A 16,169-nucleotide genomic window follows, 5' to 3' on the forward strand; every position below is an offset into this window, starting at 1 on the left:
GCGAACGCACACATACCGCCCGTTCGTCACACTGGGCGAATAGACCATCCGAGAACGTCACGAACGCCGATCGACTAGGGACCTAAGGTTCGACACGATCGGGATGACCGATCCTTCGACTGCGGTGTCGGTCGCGGTGGCCTCCCACAGCGTCCCGACTACCGGGTACGGGATCACGTCGCTGCTGGGCTTGAGGTCGCTCACCGTCCACTCCTGCACCACGGTCCCGTTGACGAGCTCGGCGCCGGCGCCGAAGTGGTGAATCACCGCCTCCTCGGCTGCCGCGCTGGGCGCCATCGGCACACCGGCCGCCATGGCCATGGCCAGAGCGATCGACGCCATTCCGACGTTCTTCAATTTCCCGACCCTTTCGTTCTCTGTGCGCTGCAGATAAGTGCAGCTAATCATCTCCGTCCGGCAGGCTACCAGCGTGTACGCGGATCACCGCCCCCCGTGACGGGACTTCGGCGGCAGGTTCCGTTGTCGGGCCCACCACAGCGACTACTCAAACCCGTTCAGCTCCGACGAGATCGCTGCGACGGTGACCGAGGTCCGGGAGGTCTAAGCACGTTGTGGTCCCCGTGAAATATGCAAAGCCCGAGCGCCACAGTCGTCCGGCTGGGTCTCGGGCTCACTTCCTGAACGCTCACCGCGCCAGGCACTATCCAGCATAGCGGCTGGCGCGGTGAGCGTGGTAGTCGATCAGGAGATGGCGCGGTGCGCCATGGTCTCCACGGACTCGGTGATGCTGGTGACGCGCTTGACCCAGGTTTTCCAGTTCTTCGCCGATGGTATCGCGGCTACCGTTCTGCTGGCGTATGGCAACGAGGACAGCCTCGTTGATCTGGGCTGCCGCGATGGTGGCCTGGGCGAGGACACAGAGGGTGGACCATCGGACTGAGTTGGTTGGCGAGCAGTTCCAGCGCCCGCGCGAGGTCGGTGATGGCGTCGGCGTCGTTGATGAGCTGTTCGGCGGTTATCGGCCGGNNNNGGGGAGGTGGGTTTCACGCCCACCGCACGAGCAATCACCGCCCACGACGCGCCGTTGCCTTTTGTTGAGCGAATGTGAGTGCGCTTGTTTCATCAGGCAGCCTCGCCTTGCGGTGAGGCGGTCCCCGTCTGATCCACCGGCTGGTGGTGCGGGGTTGACGTTTCATCGCCTGCTGCGTTGCCCGCTGGCGCGGGTTCGGTTTCATGCGTGGCTCCGCGTCCTGCCACCGGGCCACTCCCGGCGGGACTCTGTTCATCCACGGGTGTGGGTAGGTACGCCGAGTCGGGCGAGGTTGATCGCAGCACCGAGATCACGATCGATCCGGACACCACAGTGATCGCAGTCGAAGATTCGGTCGGCGAGGGTGAGGTTTGGCTTTCGCCTCCCACAGGCCGTGCATGTCTTCGATGACGGAAAGTACCGGTCGGCCTCCACCAAATGAGAGCCGTACCAACGGGTTTTGTAGCCCAGTATGCGACGGATCTCGGCCAGAGCAGCATCAGCTAGGGCTCGGTTGAGGCCCCGCTTGCGAGAACCGCCCTTGGCGCGCATGCCCGCGGCGTTCAGAGTTTCGACCACCACGACCTGGTGCTGCTGGGCCAGCGCGGCGGTGGCCTTGTGTAGTACGTCGTGGCGCACGGCCGCGGTGTGGGCGTGTGTGCGGCCAATCCGGGCCTGAGTGCGCCGCCACCGTTTCGAGGGCTGCCGGCGGGTCCGGGCCTGCGGATCATGGGGGCCCAGCTGGCGGGCGGCTCGGCGCTGCAGCGCCCTCAACCGGGACTGCGCGGCGGTCAGTGACTTCGGTGCAGCAACGCGGTCGATCTCGGTTCCCCCGGGAGTTGCCACGACAAGCAGACTGTCGGCTTTCACCCCGACGTCGACCCCGACAATCGGATGAGCTGACCGCCGTGCGTGCGCGGGTCCGGTCTTGGCGGCGACGATGGTCTGCAGGGCGCAATGCCAGCGCCCGGCACTGTCTTGACGCACAGTCGCCGACAAGATCCGCGCGGTTCCAGCCTCGATACGGGGGGCCAGCTTGCGGGTCGACTCATGGGTGCGCACCGCACCCAGCCGCGGCAACGAGACGTGGCGACGATCAGCCTCGATGCGGATCACACCGGTGGTGAACCGCACCGAGCGCGGGGCGCGGGCCGTTTTGAACCGTGGGAAACCGATCGCGCGGCCGGCCGCTCACCCTTGCGCAACGCCGGCAACGACCGCCTCACCGCGGGGGTCAGCCGATCCTCAGGGGTTCCGTAGCTGCGTTCGCCGGCCCGCTGATCCATCACCGCGATTCGCCTCGGTGAGTGGGGGTCGTCCATGAACTTCTGCCGTTTCTCGAGCAGTATCGCTTGCAAGCAATATCGCTTCGGAGTAATGTCGGTGGCGTGCTGATCGACTGGTCGAGTGAGTTCGACGCCTACCTCACGCGATTAGAGGAGTCGGATCAGGCTGACGATCAGCGCCGGCTTGATCTGCTTTACGCGGAGCTGGAAGTGCTTGCAGACCTCGACGGTGTGCCGACGGACGACACGGCGACCCTGAAGCGGGTTCGGCAGTCGCGCCGCTACCAAGTGTGGCGGGTGGCTCATCCGTTCGAGGCCGGGTTCGCGGTTCGGCTGATCGTGTGGTTCCCGTCGGATCGGGAAGTGGTCGTCGCTCTGTTCTCGGCCGACAAAGCGAACATGGGCGACGTGTTCTACGACAGCGTGGGTACGCGCGCAGACGCAGCGATCGATTCGTGGAAGATGCAAACCGACAGGGAGAGGCCCGGAGATGAGTGAGAAATTCGTGCGGGGCAACGATCGGTTAGCCAAGGCGCTCGCCGATCCTGAGCGGCGCGCACGGGTCGATGTGATCCGGACGCAGATGCGCCAGGCTGACCGTGCACACAAGATGGGCTTGGCCGCGGTGCGCCAGGCTGCGAACCTGACGCAGGTCGAGCTGGCGAATCGTATGGGGATCGGCCAAGCTGCGCTGTCTGGCTTGGAGAACCGGGAAGACTTGCTGTTGTCGACGTTGGCGAGTTACCTCGAAGCGGTCGGCGCGCGCGACGTAATGATTACCGCTCGGCTCGGAGATAACGTTGTCGAGCTTGCGCTTTCGTCTGGCGACATCGAACACGCGGCCTCTGTTGCGACAGATCCACCAACGCAGGCGTTTTGAGCCTCCTCCTTGTTGACGTCCTAGCGCGTGAGCACCTCAGATCAGCTGGTAGCTCAGCTGTCGCGCTGCTGAGGCGATCCGCACTGCAAGACCGGGATGGTTCAGCGGCAGCGACAGCACTGGCCGCGGCGGCACGGCCGCCGCGGCGGGCGCGAATAGCGCGACACAGTGGCGGTCGGAGAACCGGCTGTTGTAGAGGATGCCGTCGACATCAGGAAAGGCCTCGGCGATCCGGTGAGCCCAGCGCTGGGTGATTGAGTGCGGGCCGGTGGCAAGGGCGAATGTGCCGCCGGCTCGTGTCGGCCACGATCCGGCACTGTCGGCTGCCAGGTCGAGCAGCCGCAGCTCCCGTGTGAACCGCAGCGCCGTCAGGTAGGGCGCGCCGCGGAACCGGTCGATGGTGCGGTCAATCTGGAATGACTCGGCCAGCGCCGCAAGCGGTTCGGCGGCGCCGTACCAGACGCCGATCCCCGGGTGATCCCCTACCGGCAGTGGGTGCGGGTCGAACCGAAGGCGCGGCCCGTTCTCGCGGAACGCGTTCCAGGCCAACACATGTGCTCCGCTGGTGCGGTGGACGCGCCACCACAGCTGGTCGGTGGGTGCGGACCGGTACTCGTTGTCGCGGATCCCGATGGCGCGCAGCTCGGCAAGTGGTGGGGGGCCGGGCAGGCGTGCGGTCACACGGTGTACCAGTCGGCGTTGGCTGCGACAGCTGCGGCCTTGTCCACTTCGCCGCCGTCGCGCAGCCATTCGATCACTGTCCTGGGGCGCTCATGGAACAGGTCCGGTTGCGGGGTACGCAGGAAACCGGCCACGGCCACCGGATGCAGGTCAGCGGGGAGCTGCTTGAGCACCCGGTCGAGGCCGCGGACCTGCCGGATGGGGCCGCCATCATCGCCGGTTTCAAACTGCAGAATCGGAAAGACCCACGTCTGGCCATCGGGGATAGCCCACAGCTCGCCGGCGAGGCGTTTCTGCCGCACCCGCGAGGCGCTGATTCCCAGGCCGGTGGCGACCTCGTCGGCGGTGAAAGCGGTGACCGCCAGACGCGCTACCTCGCCGGCGACCTCGGTGCCTGCGGCCACGAACGCGTCCGGGTTTTCAACCAAGCCCGCCTCGTCGAGGAGTCGGGCTGCGTCTTCGGCCAGGGACGCCGCCCAGGGACGGGTGATGGGCAGGAATTTCAGTGCGTCGACGAACTGGGTCGTCGAGACCTCGAATCGCTCCTGCAACAGGCGTTCCAGCTCGTCAGTCGTTGACACCGTCCCACACCCCTAACGTTGATTAACGTCACTGTATATCCGTTAACTTTGGGTGTCGAGCGCAGCCCCGAGGTCACCTGTCCACGCTCGTTTACCCTGGCCAGGGCCACATCAACCTGCTCAACGGAAGTTTCTCGTATCATGTTGCATGAAGGAGGTGACCCCGATGCCCACCCGCTACGACCGCAGCGCAGCCCAGAACGCCCGCCAGGCGATCCTGGATTCCCTCAACCGGTTCTGGAAGCCGGCCGACCTCGACACCGCACCATCGACCGCACAGCACCTGCTCGCCGAGCTGGTGAACCAAGGGGAGCTTCGCCACCTCCGCAGAGGCCTGTACTGGCGCGGCCTCAAAACCCCACTGGGCATGGCCCCACCACAGCCGGACCTACTGGCCGCCGAGCTGGCCGGCGTGCCGGGCATCGGACCAGCCGGACTGTCAGCGGCCAACGCGCTCCAACTGTCCACCCAGATCCCCCGCCGCGGCGAATACGCCATACCCGCACGCCCCCCGGCCGACTACGAACTGGTGCGGTTCGCGAACCGCTCGGCTCGCCGCGGCCGCGCCGACGCCGCCCTGACCCCTATCGAAGTGGCCGCACTCGAAGTGCTCGACCGCTGGGATCAGGTGATCGAAGCAAGCCCTGATGCCGCGATGACGCGGCTCACCGAACTCATCGACGCCGGACGCCTCGACGCCGAGCGCCTGGCCGAGGCCAGCGACACCGAACCCGCGTCAGTGCGGGCGCGACTACGCCACCTGCTACAACGCACCGGCCACACCGAACTCGCCGACAAGGTGCGCCGCCCAGACCGACGCACCGCGGAGCGGGCACTGACCGGACTGACCAGAACCTGACATGGCACTCTGGCGCGAAGAGAATCCCGATGTCTTCGCCGCGACAATCGTTACCGCGGCCGAACAGCTCCGCGTGCAACCGCTGGCCGTCGAAAAGGACTACTGGGTCTGCGAGGTGCTGCGCACCATCGCCGCAAGCCACCGCGACGAGATCGTGTTCAAAGGCGGGACGAGCCTGCAGAAGCTGCGCATCATCAAGCGGTTCTCCGAGGACCTCGACCTGCTGGTGCTCGGCGAATTCCCCAACGTGCGCACCGCAAAGCGCGCGATGCTCACCATGTTGGAGACCGCGGCGTCGACGACGGGCGGCAACTACACCGACCGCAAGTCCGGCGGGCGGCTGGGAACCGCAACCCAGACCGCCCGGCTCGAGCTACCCCTCGATCACAGCGGTACCGCGAACGGGCTGGCAGACCCGACGTCAGTGCTCATCGAGCTCGGGCAGGCTGGCGGCCCGAACCCGGCACTGGACGGGACTGTGCGGTCGCTGCTGGCGCGCCAGTTGGCGGGGGCAGTCGATGACATTTGGGAGGATCTACGGCCATTCTCGGTGTCGATCCTTCACCCAGGACGCACGCTGATCGAAAAACTGCTGCGGGTCAACAACTTTGTCGTAGACCCGGCGCGACGAAACACCACTCACGGGCTGCCACGGATCGGTCGGCAGTTCTACGACATCTGGGCCCTGCTCGGGCACGATCTGGTTACCGAGCTGCTCGCCGACTCCGCGATGGTCCGCGACATCGTCGCCAGCGCCCTCGACGTCTCCGCACACCTCGACAACCCGGACCACCCCGTACCCGATGGTGGTTTCGCGGCCTCTGCCGCGTTCGATCCCGCCGGCCAGTTCGCCGAAGCCCTCCGACGAGAACATGATTCGGCCATGGATGCGTTCTTCTACGGCGACGATCCGCCGTCGTTCGACGACGTGCTCAACCGGGTACACGCCTGCGCCGAGCTGCTCGACCCCGCCCGCCACTGACACCAATCGCAGTGTCAGTTGCTTTAGGTGTAGGCGACGTGGACGGTGTGGATACGGCCCTCGAACGGGAACGGTGCGCGTTCCCGGTAGTCCATCGACACCGGTGACCCGAGGCAGGTGCCGATGTCGAGGCAATCGTTGGCGGTGAACAGCAGCGGCGCACTCATCGGCACCTGGCCGGTGGCGATCGATTCACCGTTGCGGGCGATCGTGATGTCGAGCGGTCCGGCCGGGCGTGGATCGGCGTACCGGGTGGTCACCGTGATCGTGGCTCTGCCCGGGGGAATTTTCCCCGTGGTGCGGATCTTGGTGCGCGACAGGATGAACAGGTTGTATTCGTAGCAGAGGTCGCCCTCGTCCATATAGACGGTCAACCCGCCGGCGCCGGAGCCGAGAGCGTAGAGGACGCCGTGGGCATTGGCGGGGATGTCGGCGTCGATGGTCACCGTGTTGTTCTTATTCCCGAGGCTCGGTGCGCAGAACTCCGGCATCCGGATCATGTCGCCGGAGAACTCCCACTCGGTGAATGGCGGCGCGATCCGCAGCTCGGGGTGATAAACCGGCACCCACAGCCCGCCGCCGATCGGCAGCACCGCGTTCTTGGCGGCCTCGATAGCGAAGGTCTCGCGCATCTGCGCGAGTTTGTCGGGCATCTGCGCGGCGAGATCGTTGGCCTGCGACCAGTCCTCGTCCAGGTGGTATAGCTCCCAGGTGTCCTGGTCCGGGGTCCAGGTGGCCATCCCGGGCGGCAGGCCCGGTATCCACGGCAGACGCGGCCCGACCGCGCCGGCGAACCAGCCGTCGTGGTAGATCCCGCGGCTGCCCATGATCTCGAAATACTGAGTCTTCTTGCCGCCCTCGGCATTCCGGTCAACCAGAGTCCGCGCGAAACTCACCCCGGCCAGCGGAATCTGGGTCTCCCCAAACACCGTGCGCGGCGCCTCGATCCCGACCACCTGGTAGATCGTCGGCACGACATCGTTGCAGTGCAGAAACTGGGTGCGCGGCGTGGGGTCGGCGGCGACCTTGGCCGGCCAGCGCACCGCCAACGGGTTGCGGGTACCGCCCAGGTGCGAGGCCATCAGCTTCATGCCCTTGTACGGGGTGGACCCGGCCCACGCCCACCCGGCGTGGTACTGGTTGTCCACCAACGGGGAACCCAGCACATCCAGCCCGCCCAGCTCATCCAGAGCGTCGATGTGCTGACGCACGGTGGTCGGAATTCCGTTCTGCGCCAACAGCTCCGAGATGGTCCCGTTCTGGCCCTCACCGGAGGATCCGTTGTCACCCCAGATGTAGAGGAACAACGTGTTCTCGCCGTACCCCAGCGCGTCGAGCTCGTCGACGAGGCGCCCCACCTGCACATCCACGTGCTCGGCGTAGCCCGCGGCGACCTCCATCAAGCGCCGCTGGAACGGCTTCTCATCCTCGGGGATATCCTCCCACGCCGGCAACTGCGGATCACGCTCGGTGAGTACTGCGTCCTGCGGGACCCAGCCCTTGTCCTTGGCCCGGTCAAACACCCGCTGCCGGTAGGCATCCCAACCGTCATCGAACCTGCCGGCGTAGCGGTCGGCCCAGTCCTTCATGATGTGGTGCGGGCCGTGCAGGCAGCCGCTGGCCCAATACATCATGAACGGCTTATCGGCGTTGAACGCCTTGTGCCGGCGCAGCCAGGAGATGGCGTCATCGGCCAGATCCTCCGACAGGTGATAGCCCTCCTCCGGAGTCTTCGGCGGGGCGACCACGGTGGTGTTGCGCACCAGGTTCGGCTCGTACTGTGAGGCCTCACCGGCGAGGAAGCCGTAGAAGTACTCGAAACCCAGCCCGGTGGGCCAGTTCTCGAACGGACCCGCCGCGGTCGTTTCCTCGGCCGGGGTGTTGTGCCACTTCCCGAACGCCGACGTCGCGTAGCCGTACTGCTTGAGCACCTCGGCCACGGTCGCACTGGAGCGCGGGATCTTGCCGGCGTAGCCGTCCCAGTCGTTGGCCAGCTCCGCGATCTGACCGTTGCCGATCTCGTGATGATTGCGGCCCGTCAGCAGCGACGCCCGGGTCGGCGAACACATCGCCGTGGTGTGAAAGCGGTTGTAGGACACGCCTTCGCCGCAGATCCGGTCCAGTGTCGCGGTGGTGACCTCACCGCCGAACGTCGACGGCAAACCGGGCCCGGCGTCGTCGATCAACACGATCACGATGTTCGGCGAATCCTCATGCAGATGCTTGGGGATCGCGCGCGGCTGGTACGTCGATTCCTGCAGCGTGCGGCCGGCGATACTGCCCGACGGCGTCGGTGGGAATGGCAACACCCCGCCGTCGGGCAACACCGGCGCCACAATCTGACCATCCAGCCGCTCAGACAACACAGCCCCTTCCTCAGGTACATCGTCGCAGCAGCACACCACCCTCGGGGCCCACCACGAACACGCAACGGTCCGGTCCCCCGACCCGGGCAACAACTTTGCACGACCCAGCAACGATTCGTCTTGACACTCTGAGACGAATATTTGACAGTTTGGGACATGGCGGTGATCCGGGGGACGGCGTTGACGGGTTTTCACGAGCTGGTCACCGAACTCGGTGGCGACAGTCACATCCTGGTGGCCGACGCGCACATCCCGTTCAACGACATCGGCCGCCACGACCGGTTCATCTCCCTACCCAACGGCGCCCGGCTACTCGAAAACACCGCCGACATCCTCGACACCCCCGATTTCGCGCGGCGGCTGGCCCGCCGACAGGGCATCGAGATCCTCGGACCGGTCGGGCTGGCCGGCCGCAGCGCGGCCACTGTCGCCGAGGCATTCACGATCTTCGACAAGTTCATGGCCGCCTACAGCCCGTCGATCAGCGCCCGGGTCACCGCACACCTCGACCCCGACCTGAGACGCTTCGAATTCGAATACCTCCTCAACCCCCCGCCGCCGCAAGCCCAGGCCATCGAACTCTCACTCGGGGTCACCCTGCGGGTCCTGCGCCTGTTCCTCGGAGCGGCCTACCGTCCCGTCGCCGTACACCTGCCCCACCCCGCCCTCGGCCCCGCCGACGACTACGACACCTATTTCGGTTGCCCACCTGGCTTCTGCGAGCACGTCGCCGGGTTCACCGTGCGCACCGCCGACCTGCAACAGCCGTTGCCCAAAGACCGGCTGGCCCACCAAACCGCCATCGACTACCTCGCCGACACCGTCGGCGACTACACCCCGGCCACCAGCCAACTGGTACGCACCCTGGTGCGCCAGCTCCTCCCCACCGGTGCGGTCGGCCTACCCGACATCGCCCGCCACATCGGCCTGCACCCCAAAGCCCTGCAACGGCGCCTGGCCGCCGAAAACACCACATACGCTGAGCTGGTCGACCAAACCCGCCGCGACACCGCCCAACGCCTACTCCTAGACACCGCACTCAGCCTCGACCAACTCTGCCGCCAACTCGGCTACGCCGAACAAAGCGTCCTCACAAGAGCGTGCAAACGATGGTTCAACACCACACCCACCGCCTACCGCAACACCGTGGGACACCGCCAACCACACCACTGATGCCCAGGTGATCATTTGCCGCAGACGGGTCGCTTAGCATTGGGACCCGCTATTACGGTGGTATAGCATCTTTGCGCGGCAGCTACTGACGATAGCTGGCTCAGATTATTGCGCCGATCGCCGCCTACACCCCGCCCCGACGGCAGGTGCTGGCGCCTGGCGCAGGCAAGCCGATCAGGGGGTTGTGGTTGCGCGGGGATCTTCGAAGCTTCCGAGTGTTCGGCCGGCACCTTGATGACTGGTGGCAAGAACCGGTCGACTACTCCGCGTACGTGCAGTACTTCGCTCGGAGGTCGCTGGCTGGCGCGATCCGCGTGATGATCGGTGCCGGCATCGGCCTGATCTCAATCATCACCGCGGCCGGGTTGTTGCCCGCAGTCGAACCCGCCTCAACGCCCCAACAGGTAGTCCTCATCACGTTCGCCACGGTGAACACCTTTTGGGCCGTGATGTGGTGCGTTCGCCCGTGGCCGACACGTCGACAATCACGAGCCTTTGTCATCTCATCAGATATCGGCATCGCTGCAATCGGACTGACCGGATCAAGTTGGCTCATGGGCCTATTCGCCCTGAACTGTTTCGCACTGATATCGGTGTACTTGATGTTCTTCGACGGACCCAAAGCGCTCACACTGCATACAGGCTTGATCTTGGTGACGACCGTAGCCTTTATCGCGCTGGCAAGCCGCGACGAAGCCCTCAGCGGCGCACTTGCCGGCCGGATCCTCGGGGCCGTGATACCGGTGATTGCGACGCCGCTGGGAATACAGTTCGGTATCCGCATGCTACGCACCGACGCCAACAAGTCTTCGATCGATGCGCTGACAGGGTTGTTGAATCGTCGCGGCCTGTACCTGCATTTCGGCGATCTCCTCGAAAGCAACGCAACATCCACCGAAGACACGGTGACTGTAATCGTCGTCGACCTCGACCGGTTCAAAGACGTCAACGACACCCACGGCCACGCCGTCGGCGACGAGGTATTAGTCCGATCCGCCCGGCTGATTGCGGCTACCTCGGGCAGTCAGGCCTTGATCGCCCGAATAGGCGGCGAAGAATTCGCCATAATCGACACCACGACGCCTAGCCGCGGCGCCGAAACCGCCGAAGCGGTCAGGCGCGCGATCGCAGCGGGCGGACCGCCAGAGATCACAGCCAGTGTGGGAATCACAAGCGCCAACCGCACCGACTTCATCGCCTCCAACCAACGCCCGCAGCTGGTGCTCGACACAGTGATCGCACGCGCTGACCATGCGATGTTCCGCGCGAAACGCAACGGCGGCAACGCAACCCACCAACTGTAGCCGGTGCGGAGATCTCAGTCCTCCAGATCAGCCCAGATCAGCGCGTGATCGGAGGCGGCGTGTTGTTCGGCGGTCAATGTGTCGTACATTTTCCACGGCTTCCTGACTCGGGGGCCCCGCCACATCCCGGATCGGATGATGCCGCCGGCCACTACCCGCTCAGACAGCGCCGGCGACAGGAGGATGTAGTCGATCTTCGACGCCAGCGTGTGACCGGTTCCGAAGGTGCCGAGTCGCTCTCCGGGGTCGAATCCGTCGTGCTCGCTGATGTCTTTGAGGCCGGTGTCGAACAGCGGCTGCAGCGACGATTCGGGTTTGCCACCCAGCGTTGGTGAGTCATTGAGGTCTCCGAGCACCGCTACCTGATCGAAGCCGTCACGAACGAGCTGGGTGTAGATTTCGGCGATCCCCTCCGCCTGCCGGCGCCGCTGTTTGGCGCCGATCGGGTCGTCCTCGCTGTTGTAGCCCTTGGATTTCAGGTGGTTGACCAACACGACAACCGTTCGGCCGCTGCCCTCTTCGGTGATGTGGTACTCGGCGCAGTCCCGGGAGAACAGCCGACCCGAACCGTCGGGGTCAGGTTCGAAGATGTGTGTCCGAAAATAGGTGACCGAGTAGCTGGCGCGGTCACGGACCAGCAGACCGACGTCGATGCCGCGTGGATCATTGCCGTCGAACAGCATGACCTGCTCGTAGGGTCGGCAACCGACCCTCTTGAGGAACGACTGTGCGAACAAGTCGAGCGCGACGCGGTTGTCGGCTTCGACTACACCGACGATGTCGGCTCCGGAGTCCCGGATCACCATTGCCATGTGGTCGGTGGCGAGCTCGCTGACCGGCTCCGGGTTGAGGTCCAGCCAGCCCACCCAGTCCGCTCGGCCGGACGCCACGATCTGCACCGGCTTGGTCTTGTCGGTCGGTCGCCGCAGCAACCGGCCACGCAGCACCCGCAGCGTGACCAGGCTGACGTTGTCGCTCGAACGAAGCCCGAGCGCCCCGATTATCTCGGCCATCCGGTCTTTCTCGCCGCTGCTGTACACGTCCTTGGCGAACAGTTGGTTGAGCTCTGCATGTAGTCCGATGACGTCGTTGAAGCGGTCGGAACTGTTGGCGCGGGCGCTTGTGCGCACCGCTTCTTCAGTCCAGTTCTTGTCGCGAGCGAACACTTTCGGTCGCTCGAACATATTCTCGACGTTGTACGACGCGATACGCATCGCTTCCCCCCGGATGCCCCGTGGGCGCCCCACAGCACCCCTGACGCTCAGCGTAGGACCAACAGTGCTCGTCCGGGAACGAACCGCGCACACCGCTGTCGACCAGTCAGCCAAGGAAGTCGCTCCGGCTCCCTACCCGGTGAGCAGCGGGCCCAGGCGCGGATCCCGCCACCACCGCTGCGGGTCCAGCGCCACACTGACCAGCACGGCCGCGGCGGGAACGCACGGACCCACGAGTTGCATTGGCACACACTGGCTTCCGAATCCCAACGTCAATGCCCACCGCGGAAGATCAGGCACATACTCATTGACCGCCGAGTAGTAGAACGACAGCCAACCATGCTCGACGGTGTTCACCATCAGCCGCGAGCTCGTGCCGATCACCATGGACTGCTGCTGATCCCGCCACCGCGAGACAGCCTCCCGTTTCGCGGCAACCTTGCGCCGGTGATTCACATACGCCGACGCGGCCAACGCCCCCGCCATCACCGCGGGCCGCCCGAACGCCACGAACCCATTCGTGGTGTAGCTGCCGTCGCCCCCATACAACCGGGCATACTGCGCAGTCGCCGAAAAATAGACGCACTCATCGTGATCCAGCACCGGACCGAACACATCAATCTCCGGTGGGGCCTCACCCAGCCGGAATGCCACCGCGCACGCCTGCGCGTAGGACCACCACCGAGCATGCTCAGGCACCGGGACAGGCGTCGACGACGGAACCGCCCCAGGCCGCGCCAACCACTGCGACACCCCGTAAACCGCCTACATCAGCGCGGCCGCAGCCGCATATGTCATGTCTGCCAACGTCGCCCGCGTCGCCGCGCGCTGCGCCAACCACAGCACTTCCCAACCACGCAGCATCTGCTCGGCCGCAATCAGGTCATTGTTCCAGCCCTCATGCAGCGGCTCAGGTGCCGCGATCGGAGCCGTCATGATCTGCGCGCGGGTCCAGTGCATCTGCTGCTCGACGGCGTGCCAGACCGCTTCGCCGCCCGGGCGGCCGATCTGTTCGACAGCAGCTACCCGCAATGCGCGCCCACCGAAATTCTGGCTGTCGGCGTCGTGGACACCGAACGCCGCGTCGTGCGCCTGGGCGACATGGTCGGCAAGGTCTCGGATCCGTGACGCGATATCGGCCTCGGGGATGGCCTGGACCTGCGCCCACCACCGGTCCGGGGACGCCAACTCCAAACGGTGCCGCCCGTCAGGGTTGAGGACCGGATTCGGGCTGACAACAGTCTCATCATCGGCAGCCAACACCGTCCCACGACCGAACAAACCCTGCAATCCCAACCACTTCCGGGCCACAACGATGCGCGGCTGCTCCTCGATCGCCTTCGCGTACGCCGCCAGCACCCGCGCCGGCGGCTTCATGCCGCGCCACAACTGCCGAGTCGCGTAGGGCACCGATTCGTCCAGCGAGGCCACCGTCACCCCGTCGGGCATGTACACACCGGGCGGGATCCACGACAAGCCTTCACGCGACGCCACCACGAATCGGGCGGCTGTCTCGCCGGGCTGCTGGAACACCGCGCACGCCCACTCGCACACCACACCGACCGCAGGGTCGTTCAACGCCGCCACGAGCACAAAGGCGGCGTTGAACTCATCACTGGTCCGCAAGCCCTCCCCGACCGCAGTCGTGCCCATCTTGGCCAGCTTGGCCGCCACGTTCTGCCCACCAAGGCCCATCACCGGGGGCGGCTGCGCAGGCGCTGGCGCGGCAGGAGCCGGCGCAACCGGAGCGGCCGGCGCCGGCGCAGCAGGCGGAGGCGCAACGCTGGGCGTTCCCGCAGGCGGCGGGGCAGTCATCGGCATCGGCCCAGCCGCCGCCGGCACACCCCCCATCGGCGCGGCACTCGCCGCAGGAGCCGCCGGCGCTGCGACGGGCCCCGCCGAAGACGACGTCGGCGCCGACATAGCCGAAGAGGCCGGCGGCGGTCCCGCCGGAATCGTCGAACCCGGCGCCGGCCTGAACGGCTGCGCACCAGCAGCAGACGCACCCGAAGCCACCGTCGACGGCGACGCCGACGAAAACCCTTGCCCCACACCATTCAAGAACTGCTGCGTAGGCGTCGGGGCAGCGGGCGCCGACGGAGCACCCCCACTGGACAGCCCGGACAAGCCGCTGCCACCGCTGGACACGCCACCAGGAGACGACAACCCCGATCCACCAGCAGACGACAGACCGCCACCGCCGCTCATCTTCGGCATCGCACTACTCAAGCTGCTCGCAGACCCGCCACCACTCGCAGACGGTGAACCCATCGAAGGCGGCATCGCGACCGTTGATGGCATGCCCCCCGACGTCGCGTTGGACGGAACACTGTCGCCGACGGCAGCTGGCTTGGATCCCTGAGTGCTGTTGCTTAGTGCTTCCGACTCAGCCGAGCCGGAAGGCTTCTCACCCTGGGTAGGTGCAGAATCTGCGCCTGCCTTTTCCCCTTGCTGGGTGGCGTCGGACTGGCCCCTGGACCCCTGCTGATCCGAAGCCGAAGGATCGCCTGACGAGGAGTCTCCTTTGCTGCCCTGGATCTGGTTGTCGAGCGCTGAAATATCGCCCTTCCCATTCGACACGGGCTTGATCCCGGACTGATTTCCCGCGCCGTCGTTCGCGGCCGGGCCTGAATGAACTATCGGACTCAGCCCTGGCGACGGTGGCGCCGTGGGTGTGTAGATGCCGTCGTACATCGCTTGGATGTCACTCTTGGCCTCGTTGATGATCTGTTCGATCTCGTTGCGAAGCTGCTGGATTCGCATCGCGCGAACCTCAGGACGCAGGCTTGCGGCTTGCAGTGCCGCGATCTCCGCCTCCTTCGCGGCAATTAGCGCCTCCGCTACGCCGACTGTCACCGTGATGTGGATCTTGGCGCTCATCACCCCCTGGGCGACGACGCTAGTTTCCGCGGCGGCCTTGCCGAGGACAGCCGCGATGTCTGCGGCCATGCCGGCGACTCGGAACGCGACCTCCACTTGCTTCTCGAAACCTTCAGGCAGCAAAGCCTGATATGCATTGCCGTCGGTGTAGGCCTTCTGCTCCGCCGTTTGCGAGGCAGTCCCAGCCCCAACGAATGCCATGCTCAACCCGGCCAACGACACCTCGTTGATCGACGGCCAGTTGTCGCCGATTAGGTCGTGCGCACTTGGCGGCCGCTCAATCATCGCCCTGCGCAGACGGCCTTAACCGTCCCACTAAACGCGATCACAGCATTCCAGAGTCGATGATCGCTTGGCTCGTAGTTGGTAGCGAGTCGATCAGCGTACTCATCCTCGTACACGGCCTGGCCGCGCATGAGTCCGGCCAAATAGGGATCGTCGGCCTTGTCGGCCAAGCGGCGCATGTCGTCAGCTTCAGCTCGAAGCACGGGGACCATCCGCAGACTCAGCTCGCGCTGCTCGGCCGTCCATTCCGCAGCCGGCACAGATGGATCAGTCTTCGTCCAGGCAGCCTGCTTGGCATTGTAGGAATCCAGCAGCGGCGACCACTCTGCACAGACCGGATCTGGGGTGGCAGGAATTGCACTTAGATCGGCCACCGGGGCCTCCGCAGTGATGGTGACGGGTGCGGGGGCGGCTGTGGTGGTGTTGCGGTTGCCGGATCCGATGAGTCCGCCGATCACGCCGCCGATGAGGAGTGCGATGGCGGCGGTGATGCCTGCGACGGTCAGCAGTTGGCCGTTTCGACGCTTCGGGGACCGTGTGAGTGGGGCTCCGGCTGTGAGGTCTGGGCGCTGGAGGAGGTCACGGACTGCGGCGTCGATCGCGTCGGCCGGTGCGCCGGCGTCTGTCATCTGCTTGACGGTGCCGGCTAGTGCGACGTGGTGGGGGTTGTAGCGGGGGCCGTTGGGG

General features: G+C 65.7%; 16 protein-coding genes. 7 read left to right on the plus strand and 9 right to left on the minus strand.

What is annotated here, in order from left to right:
- Positions 1-57: 57 nt before the first annotated feature.
- Positions 58-342: a DUF1942 domain-containing protein gene (locus MSZK_RS33100; protein ID WP_371411363.1), complete on the minus strand. Its 285-nt coding sequence runs from the start codon at positions 340-342 to the stop codon at positions 58-60.
- Positions 343-685: 343 nt separating this feature from the next.
- Between MSZK_RS33100 and MSZK_RS19195 the strand changes: the two genes are divergently transcribed.
- Entirely contained in the window at positions 686-901 is a 216-nt protein-coding gene (locus MSZK_RS19195) for a hypothetical protein (protein ID WP_041801119.1), read from the plus strand.
- A gap of 342 nt (positions 902-1,243) precedes the next feature.
- Here MSZK_RS19195 and MSZK_RS19200 read toward each other — a convergent pair whose 3' ends face one another.
- Positions 1,244-2,125, minus strand: coding sequence for an RNA-guided endonuclease TnpB family protein (locus tag MSZK_RS19200; RefSeq protein ID WP_011896220.1), 882 nt, complete (start codon positions 2,123-2,125; stop codon positions 1,244-1,246).
- Between the two features lie 254 nt (positions 2,126-2,379).
- Between MSZK_RS19200 and MSZK_RS19205 the strand changes: the two genes are divergently transcribed.
- Together MSZK_RS19205 and MSZK_RS19210 are read left to right on the plus strand one after the other, a co-directional pair.
- Positions 2,380-2,775, plus strand: a complete 396-nt coding sequence (locus MSZK_RS19205; RefSeq protein ID WP_041801120.1) for a hypothetical protein — start codon at positions 2,380-2,382, stop codon at positions 2,773-2,775.
- The gene (locus MSZK_RS19210; protein ID WP_049777512.1) at positions 2,768-3,157 is read left to right on the plus strand and encodes a helix-turn-helix domain-containing protein; all 390 of its coding nucleotides are present in this window, start codon (positions 2,768-2,770) and stop codon (positions 3,155-3,157) included. Before MSZK_RS19205 ends, MSZK_RS19210 begins: the two co-directional genes overlap by 8 nt.
- Positions 3,158-3,193: 36 nt before the next feature.
- Here MSZK_RS19210 and MSZK_RS19215 read toward each other — a convergent pair whose 3' ends face one another.
- Positions 3,194-3,838 (minus strand): RES domain-containing protein, encoded by a 645-nt coding sequence (locus MSZK_RS19215; RefSeq protein WP_011896223.1) that lies wholly within the window; start codon positions 3,836-3,838, stop codon positions 3,194-3,196.
- Positions 3,835-4,419 (minus strand): hypothetical protein, encoded by a 585-nt coding sequence (locus MSZK_RS19220; RefSeq protein WP_011896224.1) that lies wholly within the window; start codon positions 4,417-4,419, stop codon positions 3,835-3,837. Before MSZK_RS19220 ends, MSZK_RS19215 begins: the two co-directional genes overlap by 4 nt.
- 148 nt (positions 4,420-4,567) lie before the next feature.
- Between MSZK_RS19220 and MSZK_RS19225 the strand changes: the two genes are divergently transcribed.
- Positions 4,568-5,278: a hypothetical protein gene (locus MSZK_RS19225; RefSeq protein WP_233211399.1), complete on the plus strand. Its 711-nt coding sequence runs from the start codon at positions 4,568-4,570 to the stop codon at positions 5,276-5,278.
- Position 5,279: 1 nt separating this feature from the next.
- A complete protein-coding gene (locus MSZK_RS19230) occupies positions 5,280-6,260 on the plus strand; it encodes a nucleotidyl transferase AbiEii/AbiGii toxin family protein (RefSeq protein ID WP_011896226.1) in 981 nt (326 codons plus the stop codon).
- A gap of 23 nt (positions 6,261-6,283) precedes the next feature.
- Here MSZK_RS19230 and MSZK_RS19235 read toward each other — a convergent pair whose 3' ends face one another.
- A complete protein-coding gene (locus tag MSZK_RS19235) occupies positions 6,284-8,626 on the minus strand; it encodes an arylsulfatase (RefSeq protein ID WP_199203399.1) in 2,343 nt (780 codons plus the stop codon).
- 156 nt (positions 8,627-8,782) lie between these two features.
- On the opposite strand from MSZK_RS19235, the gene MSZK_RS19240 reads away from it, so the two are divergent.
- Together MSZK_RS19240 and MSZK_RS19245 are read left to right on the plus strand one after the other, a co-directional pair.
- Positions 8,783-9,799: an AraC family transcriptional regulator gene (locus tag MSZK_RS19240; RefSeq protein WP_099250288.1), complete on the plus strand. Its 1,017-nt coding sequence runs from the start codon at positions 8,783-8,785 to the stop codon at positions 9,797-9,799.
- A 215-nt stretch (positions 9,800-10,014) separates the two neighbouring features.
- A complete protein-coding gene (locus tag MSZK_RS19245) occupies positions 10,015-11,103 on the plus strand; it encodes a diguanylate cyclase (RefSeq protein ID WP_233211400.1) in 1,089 nt (362 codons plus the stop codon).
- A gap of 14 nt (positions 11,104-11,117) precedes the next feature.
- Here the strand turns inward: MSZK_RS19245 and MSZK_RS19250 are convergent, their stop codons facing one another.
- From MSZK_RS19250 to MSZK_RS19265, 4 genes are all read right to left on the minus strand, one after another.
- Positions 11,118-12,287 (minus strand): endonuclease/exonuclease/phosphatase family protein, encoded by a 1,170-nt coding sequence (locus MSZK_RS19250; RefSeq protein WP_233211401.1) that lies wholly within the window; start codon positions 12,285-12,287, stop codon positions 11,118-11,120.
- A gap of 162 nt (positions 12,288-12,449) precedes the next feature.
- On the minus strand, positions 12,450-13,016 hold the full coding sequence (locus tag MSZK_RS19255) for a hypothetical protein (protein ID WP_232491396.1): 567 nt from the start codon (positions 13,014-13,016) through the stop codon (positions 12,450-12,452).
- 66 nt (positions 13,017-13,082) lie between these two features.
- Positions 13,083-15,482 carry a hypothetical protein gene (locus tag MSZK_RS19260; protein WP_233211402.1) on the minus strand — a complete coding sequence of 800 codons (2,400 nt, stop codon included), beginning with the start codon at positions 15,480-15,482 and terminating at the stop codon, positions 13,083-13,085.
- Positions 15,479-16,169 (minus strand): hypothetical protein (locus MSZK_RS19265; protein ID WP_099250293.1); only part of this gene is annotated, 691 nt, incomplete at its 5' end. The genes MSZK_RS19260 and MSZK_RS19265, both read right to left, overlap by 4 nt.

Origin of the sequence: Mycobacterium sp. shizuoka-1 (assembly GCF_002723835.1) — a bacterium.
Classification (GTDB): domain Bacteria; phylum Actinomycetota; class Actinomycetes; order Mycobacteriales; family Mycobacteriaceae; genus Mycobacterium.

Bases quoted from the DNA above. Each gene is read 5' to 3' on its own strand.
- MSZK_RS33100 (WP_371411363.1), bottom strand. From the start codon at position 342: ATGGCGTCGATCGCTCTGGCCATGGCCATGGCGGCCGGTGTGCCGATG.
- MSZK_RS19210 (WP_049777512.1), top strand. From the start codon at position 2,768: ATGAGTGAGAAATTCGTGCGGGGCAACGATCGGTTAGCCAAGGCGCTC.
- MSZK_RS19225 (WP_233211399.1), top strand. From the start codon at position 4,568: ATGAAGGAGGTGACCCCGATGCCCACCCGCTACGACCGCAGCGCAGCC.
- MSZK_RS19230 (WP_011896226.1), top strand. From the start codon at position 5,280: ATGGCACTCTGGCGCGAAGAGAATCCCGATGTCTTCGCCGCGACAATC.
- MSZK_RS19240 (WP_099250288.1), top strand. From the start codon at position 8,783: ATGGCGGTGATCCGGGGGACGGCGTTGACGGGTTTTCACGAGCTGGTC.
- MSZK_RS19250 (WP_233211401.1), bottom strand. From the start codon at position 12,287: ATGTTCGAGCGACCGAAAGTGTTCGCTCGCGACAAGAACTGGACTGAA.
- MSZK_RS19260 (WP_233211402.1), bottom strand. From the start codon at position 15,482: ATGATTGAGCGGCCGCCAAGTGCGCACGACCTAATCGGCGACAACTGG.